Here is a 19,225-nt window from a genome sequence, read left to right on the forward strand (position 1 = left end):
TGTGAAAAAATTGGTCGCCGGGTCATTGCCGCGCCGGGCAGGCTTTGCTAATCAGGCGCGGTTCAGGCAGCGGCGTTTCGCTCTCGCTGCCCTGTTGGGGCGTCGCCAAGCGGTAAGGCACCGGTTTTTGGTACCGGCATTCCCAGGTTCGAATCCTGGCGCCCCAGCCAAACTCTTCATTTTGCAGGTAACCGTCCAACTCGCCTCATGCATGATGGGCTTGATTGTCATCGCTCTGGCTGAAATGTCTGCACCACTCGCGCTTTTCACCCCAAATCAGAGATAGGGGATTCCGACTTCACCTCGGAAACTATCGACGCCGAGCGTGGAAAATTAGCTCAAGCGCAGCTTCGACGTCATCAGGACCGCGCACTTTGAAACGTGTATTTCCTCGATCGTCTTTGATCTCCAACTTCGATACGCGAGAAAAGTGGTCAACTGTGCCGCGAACGGTAATAGACAGTTCCTCCGCACGGGGCTGCACAATGACGTACCAGAAGTTATCCGGGGTTTCGCTGAAGTTACGGGATAGACCTCGCTTTAGCTCTCCCGGATAGCGACTCCGAACGCCTTCAAGCAATTGCGCAGCAGCTCTCTGCATTGAATCGGGCAATTCGCTATGGACCAAATTCAAAAACTCGCGATCGCCTGCAGGCATTGATATCGAGTATCCATCGGTAGGCTTCTCGATTTCGCGGCGTACTAAAGAAACCTCGGCGGTCGATAACAGAACGATAGTTTCTTGCTGCGTCCCTACATTCAACGCAGAGGCGTCGCCGATATCAAAGTCTAACGTGCCTGTTGCGGGTTCGTACTTTCCCTCGCGAAGCAATAAAATGCTGCGCTCGCCAGTGGCACTAGGGGGATTGCCCAGCAACCTCACCTGATGAGGCGGCATATCTAGTCGCCAGATGCCTTCTGCTAGCTTTTGCACGCCGGTAGCCGTCATTCGCAATGTCATAGCGTTTCCTCCAGATGGTTTACTATCTGTACAGATAAATCTGCAGATAGTCAAATCAGCTAAGCTGCTAATGTGATATGGCTGTGGCTGTCGGATGCAAGGCACCCAAAAACCGATTCAAAATTTGCACGGTGACAGAAGACGACGCGCGGGCAGAGAAGTCGCCTCCAACAAAAAACGCCGCGCATCCAAAGACACGCGGCGTCCAATCCTAAAAATCGCAACTAAACCTTAAAGCGCGATATCCGGCACCTTCTTCACCGGTGCCCCCGCAGGGGCCGCACCGGCACCCTTCAGCGCATCAAGATCGATCTGCGGCGGGGTCGGCAGTTGCAGGTGTTCGGCGGTATAGGCCCATTCCTGCTGAACTTTCTCCGGGTCGTCATTGAGCTTCGTGCCATAGCTCGGCACGATCTGGCGCAGCTTCGCCTGCCATTCCGGCGTTGCCACCTTGTCCTTGAAGACCTTTTCGAGAACGCTGAGCATGATCGGAGCCGCGGTCGAGGCACCCGGCGAAGCGCCGAGCAGGCCGGCGATGCTGCCATCACCCGCGGCGACGACTTCGGTGCCGAGCCGCAGTACGCCGCCCTTTTCTTCGTCGCGCTTGATGATCTGCACGCGCTGGCCGGCCTGCCACAGGCGCCATTCGCCCTGCTTGGCATTGGGGAAATATTCCTTCAGCGCGGCAAAACGGTCGTCATCCGACATCATCAGCTGGCCGGCGAGATATTCCACCAACGGATATTCATCGATGCCCACGCGCACCATCGGCCAGGCATTGCTGGTTGTAACGGAGGAGACGAGATCGAAATAGGAGCCTTCCTTCAGGAACTTGGTGGAGAAGGTGGCGAAAGGTCCGAACAGGATGACGCGCTTGCCGCCCAGCACGCGCGTGTCCAGATGCGGCACCGACATGGGCGGTGAGCCGACCGAGGCCTTGCCATAGGCCTTGGCCAGATGCTGCATCGTCACGTCGGGGTTCTCGTTGATGAGGAACGAGCCGCCCACCGGGAAGCCGGCATAGTCATCGGCTTCGGGAACGCCGGACATCTGCAACAGATGCAGCGCGCCGCCGCCGGCGCCGATGAACACGAATTTCGCGTCCACCACCTGTTCGGCATCGGTCTTGGTGTTGGTATAGGTCACGCGCCAGCTGCCATCGGCATTACGCTGGATGTCGGAGACCTCGCTATTGACCTGCAGGTCGAAATTCTGGTCGCTCTGCAGATGCGATACGAATTGGCGGGTGATTTCGCCGAATTCCATGTCGGTGCCGAGCGGCGACCAGGTGGCGCCGATCTTCTGGGAAGGATCGCGGCCTTCCATCATCAGCGGCACCCACTTCTTGATCTGCTCCGGATCGGTGGAGAATTCCATGCCGGCGAAAAGCGGGCTGGCCTTTAGCGCCTGATAACGCTTTTCCAGATAGGCGACGTTCTCGTCACCCCAGACGAAGCTCATATGCGGCGTGTGGTTGATGAAGGAGCGCGGGTTCTTCAAAACGCCGTTGCGCACCTGCCATGCCCAGAACTGCCGGGAAATCTGGAAGGATTCGTTGATGTTGATCGCCTGGCTGATCTTGATGTTGCCGTTGTCGTCTTCCGGCGTGTAGTTCAGTTCGGCAAGCGCGGAATGGCCGGTGCCGGCATTGTTCCAGCCGTTGGAGCTTTCAAGCGCCACGCCATCCAGCCGCTCCAGAATCTGCATAGACCAGGTGGGCTCCAGTTCGCGCAGCCACACGCCGAGCGTCGCGCTCATGATGCCGCCGCCGATCAAAAGCACATCGACCTTCTTGGCGGTTGTGCTGGCGAGAAGCGGAGAGGAGGGCAGCGCTGCTGCGGCAAGCCCGGCGAGCGCACCGCCCAGAACCTGTCGGCGGTTCAACGGAAATGCATGGGAAAGGGTGGTTTCCTCAGAGAGATCAGTGAGCTGGGATTTGTCTTGATCGATGGGAGTCACGGCCATACCTGATTCTTGTTTTGTGTTAAAAACATTCCTCCCGATCGCCCCGTTATAGCAAAGCGCAAAGCGGCACAACCCGGACAAATTCACTCCAGTTCAAGCGTTTTTGCAGAGATTGGCCGGGACATATGGTCGCGCTGGGGGATTTTGGATATTTGCGGATCGTCATTTTCAGCACGGCGAAGATTAGCCGATGTTTTCAAACGGTTGAAAGGGTTCTATCAGCCGGATATGGCGGAAAGATCGCCCGGCCGCACTTTGCCAGCCCTGATGGTTGATACGGCGTTGTTGCGGGTTAAATTTTTTCAGAAAAATGACGATAATCCCAAAAAAGTGAAAGGCCCGCCGTTTCGGGCAGGCCTTGTTTGTGTTCGGTCTGAGGGCCGAAAGCTCAGTTTGCGGCGAGAAATTCCGCGCAATAGCTCGGGCCGTTGACGCCGGGGCGGTCGGAGACCGTGCGCACGGCAGTGATCTTGTAGTCGCTGGAAACAACCAGCTGCACGGTGCAGGAGAGAGAAGCGCTGCGGGCCGGCGAAATCTGGCGACCCTTCTTGCCATCCTTGCCTTCTTCGAACTTGGCCGGAATGGTGGCCTTCTTGTAGCCGCCGCGCCAGTTGTAGACGGTGGAGCTGCCGGTTTCCGTATCGCTCAGCGGCGGGCCGAATTTTGCGAAGAAAATGCCGGCGGACTGGCCGACCCAGCGGGTCTCGACCGGGCTCTTCTGGGCAAATGTGGGGGCGGAACCGCCGGTGGAGGTGGTGCAGGCGGAGAGCGCAATGGCAAACGCTGCGAGCGTTACGCTGCGAAATAGCATGGTGAAATGTCCTTTGTGCCGTGTCCGGCTTCCCGCCGGTCATTCCGTTCCCCTAGCAGATTTGGCGGCGGGGGGCAGGGGAGGTGTGCGGCTTGATGAAAATTTCCTGCCACAATTGCTTTTTTGTAACGTTTTCCGCTCTTCCGCCCCACTCTGCGGGTGCTGGATGGGACTGTTTCACCGGGCGGCAAAAACTTGTCATAAAAAATGCAATAAGCCGCTTGTCGAATGCCGGGGGCTGGTCTATAGACGCGCTGCTGGTCACGGAGTGTAGCGCAGTCTGGTAGCGCACGTCGTTCGGGACGACGGGGTCGGAGGTTCGAATCCTCTCACTCCGACCAGCTTAAAGCCAACGAAAACAGTGGCTTGCAAATTATCCCGAAAATCCATCAGACAAAAATGTTGTACCGAAACCGGACGGTTTGAAATCGTTTCCGATTGGATCGCGTGTGCGTCCGCAGCTGGAAATCCGGCCATACATGCGAACAAGCCCGTTTTGGCTGCTCTACACGCCGCCACCCTTCACCAAAGGAAAGAGGCCCGTCGCTCCGCCAAGCGCCAGGCCTCAATGTCGCGGCCTTGTTTCAGGGGACGCGCGACATCCGACGTCTTAAAAGCGTCAATTCCGATCCACAATCCAAGAAGTTACCCGTCACCGCCCTTGGCCCCGAATTTCCGGGGCATCGTGATGATCAATTTATCGCGATCAAAAAAGAGGCCCGTCGTTCTCTCGAACAACGAGCCTCTATTGGGTCACTTGGCGGAGCGACCGCGTGCAAATTCGCCTTTTGCGCATGAACGTCAATGAACAAACGGCTTCACCCAAGGCCGAGAAACAACCAGTAAAAATCAGGGGTTGATGGATCGGAAAGCTTTCTCAGCCGTTATCTACCCACAACAACGATGGAGGATAACATGCTGAAGGGTATTGCACTGTGGGCTCTGGGCGTCCCGATCTTCGTGATCATTCTGCTTTATATGTTCGTATTTTAAGTCGCATCTGACGACAGGCCCAAACAAAAAAAGGCGACCACATCGTGGTCGCCTTTTGTCGTTCATGCAGGCATTTTCAGTCGAGATCGCCGATGAGCCGCGAGGCTGTCGCCGCATCCGTGCGGCGGATGTCGATCTCGTCGCGGTGCCTGGCGAGCAATTCACCGGCCAGCAGCTTTTCCGCAAGAGCGGCAGGCAGCGAGAGGATGACGCGGTCGCCCTGTTCCTCCGCAGCACCCGTGCTGCGCTTGGCCGATATCATGCCGCCCGCCACCGTGTTGTTGGTGTCAGGGTCGATCAGGATGAAGGAGCCGGTCGCCCGGTTCTGTTCATAGGGATCGAAGATCGCCGTCTCGTCGAAGGAGAGGCGCACCTTGCCGATGGCATTCATCGGCAGCGACGTTTCATGCGCCTGCCATTCACCTTCCCTGAGGTTGAGCTGGCTGACGGGCTGGACGCTGACGCGCTGGCGGCGGCTGCCGCTTTTGAGCCAATAGCGTTTTCCGGCCTCGATGCCGCCCGGCTGCAGGGCAACGATCTGTGCATCGAAGGCAAGCCCCGTGAGCGGCTGCGCCTCGATAGAAACGATCATGTCGCCGCGCGAAACATCCACCTGCCGGTCGAGCACGAGGGTGACGGCATCACCCGCCACAGCAGCATTGCGTACCAGATCGAAGGTGACGATCTGTTTGACATTGGCGACCATGCCGGATGGCAGGACGACGACGCTGTCGCCCGGCTTCACCGAACCGCCGGCAACCGTGCCCTGATACCCGCGGAAGCTTTCACCCGGCCGCGACACGCGCTGTACGGGCAGGCGGAAGCCGCCAGATTGCGTGGAGCGGACGGTGGCAAGCTCCAGCGTCTCCACCAGCGTCGGGCCTTCATACCAGGGCATGGAGGCCTTGCCAGACAGCACGACGTTTTCGCCCTTCAGCGCCGACATCGGAATGGCGGTGATCTGCTTGATGCCGAGGTTGGACGCGAAATCGCGGAACTCGTGGGCGATCAGTTCGAAACCGGCCTTGTCGTAGTTCGTCAGGTCGATCTTGTTGATGGCGAGCACGAATTGCCGGATGCCCATCAGCGCCGCGATGGTGGCGTGGCGGCGCGTCTGTTCCAGAATGCCGGTGCGCGCATCGACCAAAAGCACAGCGAGATCGGCGGTGGAAGCGCCGGTCGCCATGTTACGGGTATATTGCTCATGGCCGGGCGTATCGGCCACGATGAAGGCGCGTCGGTCGGTGGCGAAATAACGATAGGCGACATCGATGGTGATGCCCTGTTCGCGCTCGGCCTGCAAACCGTCGAGCAGCAGCGCGAAATCGGGCAGGCCGAGATCGTTCTGCTTGCCGCTGTCGCGGTGCAGGGTGGCGGCCTGGTCTTCCTTGACGGCCTTGGTGTCCCAGAGGAGACGGCCGATCAGGGTCGATTTGCCGTCATCCACGCTGCCGCAGGTGATGAGACGAAGCGGGCGCGTGTCGCGCGTCGCCTTCGAATGTTCGGCAAAGGGCAGAATGGTGGCCGTGGAGGCGTTGTTGGTGGCAGCGGCACTCATCAGAAATAGCCCTCGCGCTTCTTCTTCTCCATCGAGCCGGATTGATCGCGGTCGATGGCGCGGCCCTGCCGTTCGGAAACGGTGGCGATTTCCAGCTCGGCGATGACTTCCTGAAGCGTCGCCGCTTCGGAGCGGATCGCGCCCGTCAGCGGGAAGCAGCCGAGCGTGCGGAAGCGGATCGAGCCGTGCTGGATCTCTTCACCGGGCAGCAGTTCAAGGCGTTCGTCCTCGGCAAGGATCATCATGCCGTCGCGTTCCACGTAAGGGCGCTCGGCGGCATAATAGAGCGGCACCAGCGGAATGTTTTCCGCTTCGATATAGCGCCAGATGTCCACTTCGGTCCAGTTTGAGAGCGGGAAGGCGCGTACGCTTTCGCCCTTGCGAACCATGCCGTTATAAATGTTCCACAGTTCCGGGCGCTGGTTGCGCGGGTCCCACTTATGGTCGGGCGTGCGGAAGGAATAGATGCGCTCCTTGGCGCGGCTTGCTTCCTCGTCGCGGCGTGCGCCGCCGAAGGCCGCGTCGAAACCGCCGGCGTCCAGCGCCTGACGCAGCGCTTCCGTCTTCATGATGTCGGTGTAAAGCGCCGATCCATGGGAGAAAGGCGTCACGTTTTCGCTCGCGCCGCGCGGGTTTGTGTAGGAAATGAGATCGAGGTCATATTCCTTCACGATCTTGTCGCGGAATTCGATCATTTCCTTGAACTTCCAGCCGGTGTTGACGTGCAGCAGCGGGAAGGGCACGCGGCCGGGGAAGAAGGCCTTGCGCGCGAGATGCAGCAGCACGGACGAATCCTTGCCGATGGAATAGAGCATCACAGGATTATCGAATTCGGCGGCGACTTCGCGGAAGATATGAATAGCTTCGTTTTCAAGTGCCTTCAGATGGGGATCGAGCGGCGGCTTGGATGCGACAGTATTCTTGCTGTCCGTCTCGTGGACTGCGTTGGACATTGTAAACTCCGGGAGATGTACTGAATGATTATCGTTGCGGGATGGCGGAAATGGCGGATGTCTGTTCCGCACCGGCGACGTGAAGACCGCATTCGCGCTTCTCGTCGTTTTCCCACCACCATCGTCCGGCGCGCTCAGGCTCGCCGGGCTTGATGGCGCGCGTACACGGCTCGCAGCCGATGGAGGGGTAACCACGCGCATGCAACGGATTGACGGGGATGTTTTCAGAGGCGACATAAGCCTGGATCTGGTCGATGTCCCAGTCCGCCAGAGCATTGATCTTGATGAGATTACGCTCGGCGTCGAACTCGGCGAAAGGCGTCGTCGCGCGGTTGCCCGACTGGCCGCGCCTGAGGCCGGTGACCCAGAAGGCCGCACCTTCCAGCGCCTTGCCGAGTGGGATCAGCTTTCTGACATGACAGCAGGCGTGACGCGCCTCGATGCTTTCGTAAAAGCCATTGAGACCGTATTTAGCGGCATAGGCGTCGATATCGTCCTGTTCCGGCCGGAACCGGCGGATTTCGATGCCGAAACGTTCTTCGGTTTCCTCGATGAGATCGACGGTTTCCTTGAACAGCCGGCCGGTCTCCAGCGTCACGACATCGATCGGCAGACGATGCGTGCCGATGGCGGCGGTAATGACCTGATCCTCTATACCGAGGCTGGTGGTGAAAACCGCACGGCCGCCGAGGCCGGCGATAAACGAAAGCCGACCCGCCAGATCGAGCCCGGCAAGCGTGGCATCGAGGGAGGCGGCATCGGCAGAGGCATTTGCTGAATTGATCGTCATTGTCACGTCCGGGATTTCCATGGCCGATTATTGTTGAAATCAGGCCTGTGGAACAGAAATGACAGTCTTTGTGCGCTGCACTTGAGAGCAAAAATGCCTCTCGCGCGCGTGGTATGAGCAAAAGATGCCCGTTCACCTTCTTTGCAGCTTGGATTTGAATTGTGACAACTTCTGCGCTAAGCCGGAATTGCCGGGTATCCGGGCTTGTGGTCTACTGGTTTCACGATGATTTCGCAGAAGGCAAAATATGCGCTAAGGGCGCTTCTTTCGCTGGCAAAGGCCGACGGCGGCTGTCCTGTGCAAATTTCCGATATTGCTCGCGAACAGGCCATTCCGAAAAAATTCCTGGAACAGATTCTTCTCGAAATGAAGAAGGAACGCATCGTCGAAAGCCGGCGTGGCAAGCAGGGCGGTTATCTGCTGGCGCGTCCGGCGACCGACATCACCTTCGGCGAGGTGCTGCGCCTCATCGATGGGCCTCTCGCTCCCTTGCCCTGTCTGTCACAGACCGCCTATCGCCGCTGCGAGGATTGCGATGGCGAGAAGCAATGCGAGATCCGCCACGTCTTCGCCCGCGTGGCAGATGCCACCCGCAACATCCTTTTCAATACCACCGTTGCCGATGCCGTTGCCGGTGTTGATGTGCCCGAGCTTTTGACGGCCTGACGAAAAAATCGTCTAAAACGCCGTAATATTTTTCGTCTCAGGCGCAAAAAATCGTCAAAAATGTGAAACGGTTTTGCATTCAGCAAAGTTTTACACGACGCTTGTTGCGTGTTTGGCTTATGCTGCGCTGTATTTGTTGCCCGGTGAAACGCTCTAGGGAAACACTTTTTCGATCGTATTCGGCCTCATTGACCAACACTACTCAACCAGTAGAGTTAAGCCATCGCAATCAGGAGGGAATACCGATGTCCAAGCTTCTGTCCGGTTTGAGCGTTATTGCTCTTAGCCTTTCATTGGCTCTTGGCGGCGCTGGCTCGGCCGCCGCGCAGACCAAGCTGCTCAATGTGTCCTACGATCCGACCCGTGAGCTCTACAAGGATTTCAACGAGGCCTTCGCCAAGAAGTGGAAGGCCGATACCGGTGAAGACGTCACCATCCAGCAGTCGCATGGCGGCTCCGGCAAGCAGGCGCGTTCGGTTATCGACGGTCTGGAAGCGGACGTGGTGACGCTGGCGCTGCAGAGCGACATCGACGCCATCGTCCAGAATTCCGGCAAGATCAACAAGGATTGGCGCACCCGTCTGCCGCACAATTCCTCACCCTATACCTCCACAATCGTCTTCCTGGTGCGCAAGGGCAACCCGAAAGGCATCCATAACTGGGGTGATCTGGTGAAGGGCGACGTACAGATCGTGACGCCGAACCCGAAAACCTCGGGCGGCGCGCGCTGGAATTATCTGGCGGCCTGGGCCTGGGCGAACGAAGAGTTCAAGGGTGACAAGGACAAGATCAAGGCCTATGTCGGCGAGCTCTATAAGCGCGCGCCCGTTCTCGATACTGGCGCCCGCGGCTCCACGGTGACGTTCGCACAGCGCCAGATCGGCGACGTGCTGCTCGCCTGGGAAAACGAAGCCTATCTGGCCGGCCAGGAATTCGGTGCTGACGCTTTCGATATCGTCGTGCCGCCGATCTCGATCCTTGCCGAGCCGCCGGTCGCCGTGGTTGACGCCAATGTCGATGCCAAGGGCACCCGCAAGGCGGCGGAAGCCTACCTGCAATATCTCTATTCCGACGAGGGCCAGAATATTGCGGCGAAGCACTTCTACCGTCCATCCAACCCAGCCGTGGTTTCCAAGGACCTGCTGAAGCAGCTGCCTGACATCAAGCTCGTCACCATCGACGACCCGCAGTTTGGCGGTTGGGCCAAGGCGCAGCCGGAACATTTTGGTGACGGCGGCATCTTCGACCAGATTTACAAGCCCGCGAAGTAAGCGGATGATGGGGTGACGCGTAATCACCCCGTCCACGGGACAACAGAAATCAGAACCTGATCGACCGGACGCCGTGCCGGTCGATACTTTATAATAAGCGCCGGGGAATCCGGCTCCCAGAAAGCATTTCTAGGCGGGCAACCTCGGTTTTTCGTCCCGGAGATGTACAAAAACAAAGATTATCCGGAGCCTTGATGAGCAATAATATTTCCGGAAACAGGTGGAAGTGGCGGCAGTCGAGTGTCATACCCGGCTTCGGCCTGACGTTCGGTTACACCGTCACCTATCTGTTTCTCATCATTCTTATTCCGCTCGGCGGCCTTGTCTGGTCCACGGCGAAACTGGGTTTTGCAGATTTCATTGCGATTGCCACCGATAGCCGCACGCTGAATGCGCTGCGTGTCAGTTTTGGGACGGCCTTCCTCGCCGCACTGGTCAACGCGGTTTTCGGCGTCATCGTCGCCTGGGTTCTGACGCGTTACCGCTTTCCCGGCCGTCGTTTCGTTGATGCCATCGTCGATCTGCCCTTCGCCCTGCCAACGGCGGTGGCAGGCATCGCGCTCACCACGCTTTATGCCAATCGCGGCTGGGTCGGTTCGCTGTTCGAACCCTTCGGCATCAAGATTGCCTTTACCCCGACCGGCATCGTCATCGCGCTCATCTTCATCGGTCTACCCTTTGTAGTCCGTACCGTGCAGCCGGTCATGGAAGAGATCGACCGGCAGGTGGAGGAAGTGGCAGCGACGCTCGGCGCCAACCGGTTCCAGACCATCACCCGCGTTCTGCTGCCGAGCCTCACTCCGGCCATCCTCACCGGCTTTGCGCTCGCCTTCGCGCGCGGTGTCGGCGAATATGGCTCGGTCATCTTCATCGCCGGCAATATCCCTTACGTCTCGGAAATCGCGCCGCTCCTCATCGTCATCCGGCTGGAGGAGTTCAATTACGCGGCCGCGACCGGCATCGCCACCATCATGCTGATCATCTCCTTCGCCATGCTGTTCCTCATCAATCTCATTCAGGCCTGGAGCCGCAAGAGGTACGGTTATGTCTGAGACCGCTTCCCGCACCTCGCCCCGGCCGTTTCGCGATCCCGCCAGTGAAAGCCTTCCCGCCCGGCTGGCGCTGATCGCCGTCGCCTTCCTGTTTCTCGCGGCCTTTCTCGTACTGCCGCTCGTCTCGGTCTTCTTCGAAGCGTTCCGCAAGGGCGCAGAGTCCTTCTGGGAAGCCATCGTCGAGCCGGACGCGCTCTCTGCCATTCGCCTGACGCTGCTTGTCGCCGCTATCTCGGTGCCGCTCAACGTGGTTTTCGGGGTTGCCGCCGCCTGGGCGATCGCGAAGTTCGAGTTCAAGGGCAAGGCGTTCCTGATCACCCTGATCGACCTGCCGTTCTCGATCTCGCCGGTCATATCCGGTCTGGTTTATGTCATCCTGTTTTCCTCGCACAGCGTGCTTGGGCCATGGCTGAAGAGCTACGGCATCGAAATCCTCTTCGCCGTGCCGGGTATCGTGCTTGCCACCATCTTCGTCACCTTTCCCTTCGTCGCGCGCGAACTGATCCCGCTGATGCAGGATCAGGGCAATGGCGACGAGGAGGCGGCGATTTCGCTTGGCGCCTCCGGATGGCAGACCTTCTGGTATGTCACGCTGCCGAATATCAAATGGGGCCTGCTTTACGGCGTGCTGCTCTGCAACGCCCGCGCCATGGGCGAATTCGGCGCGGTCTCTGTTGTCTCGGGCCATATTCGCGGTGAGACCAACACCATGCCGTTGCATGTCGAGATACTCTATAATGAGTACAATATCGGCGCCTCCTTCGCCGTGGCAACGCTGCTCGCCGGTCTGGCGCTTGTGACGCTCGTTCTCAAAACCATTCTCGAAATACGCTTTGGCGCGGGCAACGCAGCCAGCAAGCATTGAAAGGCATATTCATGGAAGTGAAAGTTTCCGGCATCACCAAGCAGTTCGATCGATTTCCGGCGCTGAACGACGTGTCGCTCGACATTCGTTCCGGCGAGCTGATCGCGCTGCTCGGTCCTTCCGGTTCCGGCAAGACGACGCTGCTGCGTCTGATCGCCGGCCTCGAACAGCCGACGCAGGGCCAGATTTTCTTCGGCGACGAGGATGCCTCGCACCGCACGGTGCAGGAGCGCAATGTCGGTTTCGTGTTCCAGCATTACGCCCTGTTCCGTCATATGACGGTGGCCGACAATATCGCCTTCGGCCTCAAGGTGCGCCCTTCTGCCAGCCGCCCGCCGAAGGCGGAAATCCGCAAACGCGTCTCCGAACTTCTCGACATGGTGCATCTCTCCGGGCTTGAAAAGCGCTATCCGACCCAGCTTTCCGGCGGCCAGCGCCAGCGCGTGGCGCTTGCCCGCGCCGTCGCCATCGAGCCCAAGGTGCTGCTTCTCGATGAACCTTTCGGCGCGCTGGATGCCAAGGTCCGCAAGGAGCTGCGCCGCTGGCTGCGTGAATTCCACGACCGCACCGGCCACACCACCGTCTTCGTCACCCATGATCAGGAAGAGGCGTTGGAACTGGCTGACCGCGTTGTGGTCATGAGCCAGGGCAAGATCGAACAGGTCGGCACGGCTGACGATGTCTACGACACGCCCAACTCCCCCTTCGTTTTCTCCTTCATCGGCGAATCCTCCAGCCTGCCGGTGACGATCCGCGACGGCCATGTGCTGTTCCAGGGCGAAAGTATCGGTATCGATGAGAACGGTACAGGCGAGGGCGAACTCTTCTTCCGCCCGGAAGACGTGGCGCTGACAGACGCAAAGGACGCGCTCTACGGCAAGGTCACCACCTGTCGCCGCCTTGCGGGAACGCGCATCGCCGAAATCGACATCGCCAATAACGGCCATGAGCCCTATCACCTCGAAATCGAGGTGCCGCTCAACGCTGCTGTCGCCGTGGGCGCGGAACTGCGGTTCCGCCCGACGCGGTGGAAGGTTTTCGGGAAGAAGTAGGGATAGCGGTGCGACTGACTGCCTTGCAGTCGCCCTCAGTTCTCCGTCATACCGGCCTCGAGCCGGTATCCACCCAGCCCAAGTCCTTGGGCTGAAAAGGCTGCTCTCGTCGCGCAGACGCGCGCCGGCTGGATGCCGGGTCAAGCCCGGCGTGACGGAAGGGACGTGTCACGAGTACTATCGAGCGTCGAGCCTGCACACCGGCATTCGAGGCGCGAATTTCCCCAACAGTTCAAGTAACACCCAGAAACGGAAAAGGGCCGCCGAAGCGACCCTTCCATGAGTTTGGTCCTGTTTACAGACCCGGGACTGTTTCTCAACGTTCCGAAGGCAGAAGAGGTTTACAACGAGGGTTGCCCCGTCGAAAACACACCCTTTCCATTGCCTGCACCAGAGACCGAAATCTCACTAGACATTGGATCACCTCCTTCCGATACGTTGAACATAACTAGAAGGTAGTACGATTCGTCAGTAATGCAAGGGGTATGCTCACGACACCTTCATCACGATCTTGCCGATATGATTGCTGCTTTCCATCAGCTGGTGCGCCTCCACGACCTCGTCCAGCGTGAACACCCGGTTGATCACGGGCGCTACTTTTCCGCTTTCGATAAGCGGCCAGACCTGCTCGACAAGCTCATCGCGGATGGCGCGCTTCTCGTCTGCCGTGCGGGGGCGCATGGTGGAACCCGTGACGGTGAGGCGTTTGACCATGATCGGGCGCAGGTCGACCTTTTCGGCCACGGCACCACCCAGAAAGGCGATGATGGAGAGGCAGCCATCCTTGGCGAGTGCGGCAAGGTTCTTTTCGAAATAGGCCGCACCGATCATGTCGAGAACCACGTCGACGCCCTTGCCGCCGGTTTCGGATTTCACGACTTCGGCGAAATCCTCCTCGCGGTAATTGATCGCGCGCTTGGTGCCGAGCTTCACGCAGGCCTCGCACTTTTCCGCAGAGCTTGCCGTTGTATAAACTTCCGCGCCAAAGGCTTTCGCAAGCTGGATCGCCGTTGTGCCGATGCCACTGGTCCCGCCGTGGATGAGCACGGTCTCGCCCTCCGTCAGGCCCGCCATCTGGAAGAGATTGGCCCAGACGGTGAAGAAGGTTTCCGGCAGTGCTGCGGCTTTGACGGCATCATAGCCTTTGGGGAAGGGCAGGGCCTGCCCGGCGGGAACGGCGCAATATTGCGCATAACCGCCGCCATTGGCGAGCGCGCAGACCTTGTCGCCCGGCTTGAACTCATCAACGCCTTCACCGAGCGCGACCACCTCGCCGGCGATTTCCAGCCCGAGGATCGGGCTTGCGCCCTTCGGCGGCGGATAGATGCCCTGTCTCTGCGCAACGTCGGGACGGTTGACCCCCGCTGCCTCAACCTTCACCAATATCTCGCCTTTGGCGGGTTTCGGTAAAGGCGCCTGTGATGGGCGCATCACTTCCGGGCCGCCATGGGACGGAAGGTCGATGAAGCGCATTGTTTCGGGCAGGGGCTTGGTATCGGACATGGGCAGGGGCAACTCCTCACTTGTCGGCGTCACCTGAAGATGTAGGTCAGATGTGCGCTCGAGGGAAGGAGGCCGTTTGTCGCTGGTGTCAATTTGCCTCGCCGAACACCCTGACGACGAGACCGCCTTCGTTTTCCTTCGCGGCCGCCTTGACGCCGGCAATCTCGCTGCCGATCCGCTCGGGATTGGCGATGATCGACCCCTTCGGCAGAGTGAGGACGCCGATGGAGCAGCGCAGCAGCGCAAAGTCGCGTTCATTGCCGTTGCGGTCCTGGCCCTTCATGCATCCGGCGGCGCGGTCTTCGTCGGAATAGAGCCCGGCGACGTCGTCATGAAAATCGCTGAGCAGCCGCTCGAGGATTTCTGTCAGTTCCTCCACCGACCAGTCACGCACGCCAATGAAGAAGTCGTCGCCGCCAATATGGCCAAGGAAGCAATCGCCAGCGAAAAAGTAGCGGCGCATCAGCGCCGAAAACAGGGTGATGGCGTGGTCGCCGGCGTTGAAGCCGTATTTGTCGTTGAAGGGTTTGAAATTATCGAAGTCGCAATAACAGAAGAAGCGCGTCTCGTCGCCGTCACTGCAGCTATCGGCGATGAAGCCGCCAATGGCACGGTTGCCGGGCAGCGCCGTCAGTGGGTTCTGGTCCTGCGCCATCTTCAGCTGTTTTTCATTGATGACCTTGATGAGCGAGGCGGCCGAAACGATGCCGGCATAACGCATGTTTTCGGTCAGGATGATGCAGGCGCTGCCGCCCATGCTGGCGAACATGTTCATCAGCTGGTCAGCATCCGCATCGAGGCCGACGATCGGCGCGGGATCGACGAAATGGGAAATGGTGCGCTCATAGATTTTGTTCTTGAGCAGGTCGCGGCCAAAGGGCCGGTAGATATATTCCTTGAGGTGATATTCGTTGATGACGCCGCGCGGTTCGCCATTGGCGTTGAGAACCGGGAAGAAGGCCTGCTGCGGGTTTCTGCGGAACAGTTCGAAGACGCTGTCGACGCTGTCATGTTCGAACACGGTGGGAAGGCGCTCGATTTCCCGGCGGATCAGAATCTCGTCCAGCGTCTGGCTGTTGCGCCGCGCCACACCCATGCGGTTGAGATGCGGAAAACTCTCGGGCAATTCGCTGGTGAAGATCGTCGGCTTGGCGATCAGCCAGCCCTGCACCAGATCGACGCCGAATTCGCGGCAGGCCAAGAATTCCGCTTCCGTTTCGATGCCTTCGGCAATCACCCTGACGCCGAGAACATGGGCGATGTTGACGATGTTGCGCACCAGATGCTGCTTGCGTGGCAGATGGTCGATACCGGAGATGAAATGCCGGTCGATCTTGAGGTAATCCAGCGGGAAGTCGCAGAGCAGCTTCATCTCACCATGGCCAGCGCCGAAATCGTCGATCGCCAGCTTGAAGCCTTCCTTGCGCATGCGGGCGATCAGCGACGTAAATTCCGGCACGCTGGTATTGTCGAAACGTTCCGAAAGCTCAAAGCAAATGGAGGAGGCGGGAATGCCTGCACGTGCCAGGTGGCCAACGAGCTTGTCGAGAATGGCATCGCCATGCGGAATGAGCCGCACATCGAGATTGAGGAAAAGCGTAGCGGAGGAGAAGTCGGGCAGGGTGGAAAATTTCGCGAGCGCCCGGCTTGCCAGCATCTGCTCGAAGGCCTTCAGCTCGCCATCCTCGGCGGCCTGGTCGAGAAGCGCCAGCGGATTGGAAAAACCAAGCCGGTCATGACCGCGCATCAGCGATTCATAACCGAAAATCGTGCCCGTCGTCGCCTCGACAATCGGCTGGAACGCTGTTTCGAGCACAAGCTTCGCCATCGGAAACATCTGCCCGGAAGCAAAACGCCTGATGACATCGTTCTCTAGCGCGACGGCCTGCATATGTCTCTCCGCTCATGTTCTTACGCCCCGGTTTTTAATCCCTGGGCGCCCATTATTTTTGGGCAAACAATTGCAGATCACAGGTCAACAAAAGCTTTCACCGCTGTGAAGCTTTCGTGAACCTTTTATAACAACCCCTTGGATATTAAAGGTTGTTGCGCGGCGGGTCAGGCCGTTCGCGCGTGTCCGGTGTGCGCGGCGTAAAGGTCCGCGACGTTGAGCCGCTCCCGGTCCGCATCCGCTGCTGGTTTTGAAGCCGCTCTGGTGCCATGCGCGGTGGAGGCCGCCCACAGGCGCAGTGCCTCACGAACGACCTCACTGCCGGAAGCATAAGCTCCGCAGTTCACGGCTTCGCGCATCCTTGCTGCCTGTTCCGGGGAAATCGATACTGTTACCATTGGCATGATATCACTCCCTTCTTTAAACGCTGCGAACGGTCTTTCGATGTCCGGTTTACGGATCGGGTGCCGTCGTGGTCTATGGCGGGCATTTTTATCGTTTTTCGTCTGGCGCCGCTTCCAACGAAATTTGTATCAAAGACGATAGTAGCACGAAACGCATCCTATTCCCAATTCGCAGTATATCACGGTTTAGTTTTTCCCCCGTGATCCGGGCCGCAACACGGGTTCGCCGGTTTGGCCGGTGCGTGTGAAACTATCACCATCCAACGGCGAAAAATATGATCCATCGCAAATCCGCGACAGGAAATGGCGCGTTTTTTATTGATTGATCGATCAATCAAGAATATTTTGCGCTTCATCAAGGAGACGCTTATGCCCAAGATCGGAATGGAGCCTCTGCGCCGCAAGGCGCTTGTGGATGCGGCGTTACGCACCATAGGTCACCATGGTTCGCTGAATGTGACAATGTCTGATATCGCCCGGGAAGCGGGCGTGTCGGCGGCGCTTGCGCATCATTATTTCGGCAGCAAGCAGCAATTGCTTCTGGAAACAATTCGCAGCCTGCTGCGTGATCTGAGGCGTGATGCCGTGGCGGCGCTGATCCGCGCCTCCGGTCCGCGTGAAAAGCTGAGCGCCATCGTGCATGTCTCCTTCCAGAGCGACCAGTTCACGCCCGAAACGGTGGCGGCATGGCTTGCCTTTTACGTCGAGGCGCAGCGTTCGGAAGAAACACGCCGCCTGCTGGTCATTTATTCCCGCCGTCTCCGTTCCAATCTCATGGCGAGCCTCAACCGGCTCTGCCCGCCCGACGATGCCGCACGCATCGCCGAAGGGGCGGCGGCGCTGATTGACGGGCTTTATATCAGGCACAGCCTGCGTTCCGCCCCGCTTGGCCTCGCTTCCGCGCCGGCGCTCGTCGAGGATTATTTCGACATGCAGCTCAAATCTTTTCCCGATGGACAGCGCCTGAAGCCGTCCGTCCGCATTCTCTAGGAGACTTCGACATGACCATTGCGACTCCCCTCAAGGCGCAGCCGAAAGCCTCGCATTTCATCGACGGGGACTATGTCGAGGACAATACCGGCACGCCGTTCGAAAGCATCTTCCCTGCGACGGGTGAGGTGATCGCAAGGCTGCATGCGGCGACGCCCGCCATCGTCGAGCGCGCCATCGCCGCGGCCAAACGCGCCCAGAAGGAATGGGCGGCAATGAGCCCCATGGCGCGCGGCCGCATCCTCAAGCGCGCCGCCGATATCATGCGTGAACGCAACGATGCGCTTTCCACGCTCGAGACGCTGGATACCGGCAAGCCCATTCAGGAAACCATCGTCGCCGATCCCACCTCCGGCGCCGATGCCTTCGAATTTTTCGGCGGCATCGCGCCTTCCGCTTTAAATGGCGATTACATCCCGCTCGGTGGTGATTTCGCCTATACCAAGCGCGTGCCGCTCGGCGTCTGCGTCGGCATTGGCGCGTGGAACTATCCGCAGCAGATCGCCTGCTGGAAGGCTGCACCGGCACTCGTCGCCGGCAATGCCATGGTCTTCAAACCGTCTGAAAACACCCCGCTCGGCGCCTTGAAGATCGCCGAAATCCTCATCGAGGCCGGCTTGCCCAAGGGGCTCTTCAACGTCATTCAGGGTGATCGCGATACCGGCCCGCTGCTGGTGAACCACCCCGATGTCGCCAAGGTGTCGCTCACCGGCTCGGTGCCGACCGGCCGCAAGGTGGCCGCCGCCGCCGCCGGGCATCTGAAACATGTGACGATGGAACTCGGCGGTAAGTCGCCGATGATCGTCTTCGACGACGCCGATATCGAAAGTGCTGTCGGTGGGGCCATGCTCGGCAATTTCTATTCCTCCGGCCAGGTCTGCTCGAACGGCACGCGTGTTTTCGTGCAGAAAAACGCGAAGGAGCGTTTTCTCGAAAACCTGAAAAAGCGCACCGAGGCGATGATCCTCGGCGATCCCCTCGATTACGCCACCCATCTCGGCCCGCTGGTCTCCAAGGCACAGCAGGAGAAGGTTCTGTCCTATATCGAAAAGGGCAAGGCGGAGGGTGCGACGCTGATTACCGGCGGCGGCATTCCCAACAATGTTGCGGGCGAAGGCGCCTATGTTCAGCCGACCGTTTTTGCGGATGTGACTGACGATATGACCATCGCCCGCGAGGAAATCTTCGGGCCCGTCATGTGCGTGCTGGATTTCGAGGATGAGGACGAGGTCCTCGCCCGCGCCAACGCCACCGAATTCGGACTGGCCGGCGGCGTCTTCACCGCTGATCTCGCCCGCGCCCACCGCGTGGTGGATCGGCTGGAGGCGGGCACGTTGTGGATCAACACCTATAACCTCTGCCCGGTGGAAATCCCCTTCGGTGGTTCCAAGCAATCCGGTTTCGGACGGGAAAATTCGGCGGCGGCGCTGGAGCATTATAGCGAGTTGAAGACGGTTTATGTGAGCACGGGGAAGGTGGAAGCACCTTATTGAGGGTTGG

The 19,225-nt window shown here is 59.1% G+C and carries 16 protein-coding genes and 2 tRNA genes; 9 read left to right on the forward strand and 9 right to left on the reverse strand.

What is annotated here, in order from left to right; translation table 11 throughout:
• Positions 1-95: 95 nt before the first annotated feature.
• Positions 96-170 (forward strand) — tRNA-Gln (locus CFBP5499_RS03060).
• Between the two features lie 140 nt (positions 171-310).
• Here CFBP5499_RS03060 and CFBP5499_RS03065 read toward each other — a convergent pair.
• From CFBP5499_RS03065 to CFBP5499_RS03080, 3 genes are all read right to left on the reverse strand, one after another.
• Positions 311-961 carry a hypothetical protein gene (locus CFBP5499_RS03065; RefSeq protein WP_080825673.1) on the reverse strand — a complete coding sequence of 217 codons (651 nt, stop codon included), beginning with the start codon at positions 959-961 and terminating at the stop codon, positions 311-313.
• 231 nt (positions 962-1,192) lie between these two features.
• Positions 1,193-2,926 carry a malate dehydrogenase (quinone) gene (mqo, locus tag CFBP5499_RS03070; RefSeq protein ID WP_175416596.1) on the reverse strand — a complete coding sequence of 578 codons (1,734 nt, stop codon included), beginning with the start codon at positions 2,924-2,926 and terminating at the stop codon, positions 1,193-1,195.
• Between the two features lie 388 nt (positions 2,927-3,314).
• Complete coding sequence (locus CFBP5499_RS03080) at positions 3,315-3,737, reverse strand: hypothetical protein (RefSeq protein ID WP_006310261.1); 423 nt, start codon at positions 3,735-3,737, stop codon at positions 3,315-3,317.
• A 264-nt stretch (positions 3,738-4,001) separates the two neighbouring features.
• Here CFBP5499_RS03080 and CFBP5499_RS03085 point away from each other — a divergent pair.
• Positions 4,002-4,078 (forward strand) — tRNA-Pro (locus CFBP5499_RS03085).
• A 728-nt stretch (positions 4,079-4,806) separates the two neighbouring features.
• On the opposite strand, the gene cysN is transcribed toward CFBP5499_RS03085, so the two are convergent.
• From cysN to CFBP5499_RS03105, 3 genes are read right to left on the reverse strand one after another with little or no spacing between them, the layout of a single operon-like run.
• Entirely contained in the window at positions 4,807-6,288 is a 1,482-nt protein-coding gene (cysN, locus tag CFBP5499_RS03095; RefSeq protein WP_080825671.1) for a sulfate adenylyltransferase subunit CysN, read from the reverse strand.
• A complete protein-coding gene (cysD, locus tag CFBP5499_RS03100) occupies positions 6,288-7,241 on the reverse strand; it encodes a sulfate adenylyltransferase subunit CysD (protein ID WP_080825669.1) in 954 nt (317 codons plus the stop codon). Before cysD ends, cysN begins: the two co-directional genes overlap by 1 nt.
• A 28-nt stretch (positions 7,242-7,269) precedes the next feature.
• Positions 7,270-8,052: a phosphoadenylyl-sulfate reductase gene (locus tag CFBP5499_RS03105; RefSeq protein ID WP_175416597.1), complete on the reverse strand. Its 783-nt coding sequence runs from the start codon at positions 8,050-8,052 to the stop codon at positions 7,270-7,272.
• A 204-nt stretch (positions 8,053-8,256) separates the two neighbouring features.
• Between CFBP5499_RS03105 and CFBP5499_RS03110 the strand changes: the two genes are divergently transcribed.
• The 5 genes from CFBP5499_RS03110 (at position 8,257) to CFBP5499_RS03130 (ending at position 12,937) form a co-directional block, all read left to right on the forward strand.
• The gene (locus CFBP5499_RS03110; RefSeq protein WP_080825667.1) at positions 8,257-8,697 is read left to right on the forward strand and encodes an RrF2 family transcriptional regulator; all 441 of its coding nucleotides are present in this window, start codon (positions 8,257-8,259) and stop codon (positions 8,695-8,697) included.
• 245 nt (positions 8,698-8,942) lie between these two features.
• On the forward strand, positions 8,943-9,968 hold the full coding sequence (locus CFBP5499_RS03115) for a sulfate ABC transporter substrate-binding protein (RefSeq protein WP_080825665.1): 1,026 nt from the start codon (positions 8,943-8,945) through the stop codon (positions 9,966-9,968).
• A gap of 194 nt (positions 9,969-10,162) precedes the next feature.
• The gene (cysT, locus tag CFBP5499_RS03120) at positions 10,163-11,020 is read left to right on the forward strand and encodes a sulfate ABC transporter permease subunit CysT (RefSeq protein ID WP_080825663.1); all 858 of its coding nucleotides are present in this window, start codon (positions 10,163-10,165) and stop codon (positions 11,018-11,020) included.
• Complete coding sequence (cysW, locus tag CFBP5499_RS03125) at positions 11,013-11,885, forward strand: sulfate ABC transporter permease subunit CysW (RefSeq protein WP_080825659.1); 873 nt, start codon at positions 11,013-11,015, stop codon at positions 11,883-11,885. Before cysT ends, cysW begins: the two co-directional genes overlap by 8 nt.
• A gap of 11 nt (positions 11,886-11,896) precedes the next feature.
• Entirely contained in the window at positions 11,897-12,937 is a 1,041-nt protein-coding gene (locus CFBP5499_RS03130) for a sulfate/molybdate ABC transporter ATP-binding protein (protein ID WP_080825657.1), read from the forward strand.
• Between the two features lie 489 nt (positions 12,938-13,426).
• Here the strand turns inward: CFBP5499_RS03130 and CFBP5499_RS03140 are convergent, their stop codons facing one another.
• The 3 genes from CFBP5499_RS03140 to CFBP5499_RS03150 form a co-directional block, all read right to left on the reverse strand.
• Positions 13,427-14,440, reverse strand: a complete 1,014-nt coding sequence (locus CFBP5499_RS03140) for an NAD(P)H-quinone oxidoreductase (protein ID WP_175416598.1) — start codon at positions 14,438-14,440, stop codon at positions 13,427-13,429.
• A gap of 88 nt (positions 14,441-14,528) precedes the next feature.
• Entirely contained in the window at positions 14,529-16,331 is a 1,803-nt protein-coding gene (locus CFBP5499_RS03145; protein ID WP_080825653.1) for a GGDEF domain-containing protein, read from the reverse strand.
• Between the two features lie 167 nt (positions 16,332-16,498).
• Positions 16,499-16,735: a ribbon-helix-helix domain-containing protein gene (locus tag CFBP5499_RS03150; RefSeq protein WP_080825651.1), complete on the reverse strand. Its 237-nt coding sequence runs from the start codon at positions 16,733-16,735 to the stop codon at positions 16,499-16,501.
• A 369-nt stretch (positions 16,736-17,104) separates the two neighbouring features.
• On the opposite strand from CFBP5499_RS03150, the gene betI reads away from it, so the two are divergent.
• Both betI and betB read left to right on the forward strand, forming a co-directional pair.
• On the forward strand, positions 17,105-17,725 hold the full coding sequence (gene betI, locus CFBP5499_RS03155; protein WP_080827432.1) for a transcriptional regulator BetI: 621 nt from the start codon (positions 17,105-17,107) through the stop codon (positions 17,723-17,725).
• Positions 17,726-17,736: 11 nt separating this feature from the next.
• Positions 17,737-19,218, forward strand: a complete 1,482-nt coding sequence (betB, locus tag CFBP5499_RS03160; protein WP_080825649.1) for a betaine-aldehyde dehydrogenase — start codon at positions 17,737-17,739, stop codon at positions 19,216-19,218.
• The last annotated feature ends 7 nt before the right edge of the window (positions 19,219-19,225 follow it).

Origin of the sequence: Agrobacterium tumefaciens (assembly GCF_005221325.1) — a bacterium.
Classification (GTDB): domain Bacteria; phylum Pseudomonadota; class Alphaproteobacteria; order Rhizobiales; family Rhizobiaceae; genus Agrobacterium.

Bases quoted from the DNA above. Each gene is read 5' to 3' on its own strand.
- CFBP5499_RS03065 (WP_080825673.1), bottom strand. From the start codon at position 961: ATGACATTGCGAATGACGGCTACCGGCGTGCAAAAGCTAGCAGAAGGC.
- mqo (WP_175416596.1), bottom strand. From the start codon at position 2,926: ATGGCCGTGACTCCCATCGATCAAGACAAATCCCAGCTCACTGATCTC.
- CFBP5499_RS03080 (WP_006310261.1), bottom strand. From the start codon at position 3,737: ATGCTATTTCGCAGCGTAACGCTCGCAGCGTTTGCCATTGCGCTCTCC.
- cysN (WP_080825671.1), bottom strand. From the start codon at position 6,288: ATGAGTGCCGCTGCCACCAACAACGCCTCCACGGCCACCATTCTGCCC.
- cysD (WP_080825669.1), bottom strand. From the start codon at position 7,241: ATGTCCAACGCAGTCCACGAGACGGACAGCAAGAATACTGTCGCATCC.
- CFBP5499_RS03105 (WP_175416597.1), bottom strand. From the start codon at position 8,052: ATGGAAATCCCGGACGTGACAATGACGATCAATTCAGCAAATGCCTCT.
- CFBP5499_RS03110 (WP_080825667.1), top strand. From the start codon at position 8,257: ATGATTTCGCAGAAGGCAAAATATGCGCTAAGGGCGCTTCTTTCGCTG.
- CFBP5499_RS03115 (WP_080825665.1), top strand. From the start codon at position 8,943: ATGTCCAAGCTTCTGTCCGGTTTGAGCGTTATTGCTCTTAGCCTTTCA.
- cysT (WP_080825663.1), top strand. From the start codon at position 10,163: ATGAGCAATAATATTTCCGGAAACAGGTGGAAGTGGCGGCAGTCGAGT.
- cysW (WP_080825659.1), top strand. From the start codon at position 11,013: ATGTCTGAGACCGCTTCCCGCACCTCGCCCCGGCCGTTTCGCGATCCC.
- CFBP5499_RS03130 (WP_080825657.1), top strand. From the start codon at position 11,897: ATGGAAGTGAAAGTTTCCGGCATCACCAAGCAGTTCGATCGATTTCCG.
- CFBP5499_RS03140 (WP_175416598.1), bottom strand. From the start codon at position 14,440: ATGTCCGATACCAAGCCCCTGCCCGAAACAATGCGCTTCATCGACCTT.
- CFBP5499_RS03145 (WP_080825653.1), bottom strand. From the start codon at position 16,331: ATGCAGGCCGTCGCGCTAGAGAACGATGTCATCAGGCGTTTTGCTTCC.
- CFBP5499_RS03150 (WP_080825651.1), bottom strand. From the start codon at position 16,735: ATGCCAATGGTAACAGTATCGATTTCCCCGGAACAGGCAGCAAGGATG.
- betI (WP_080827432.1), top strand. From the start codon at position 17,105: ATGCCCAAGATCGGAATGGAGCCTCTGCGCCGCAAGGCGCTTGTGGAT.
- betB (WP_080825649.1), top strand. From the start codon at position 17,737: ATGACCATTGCGACTCCCCTCAAGGCGCAGCCGAAAGCCTCGCATTTC.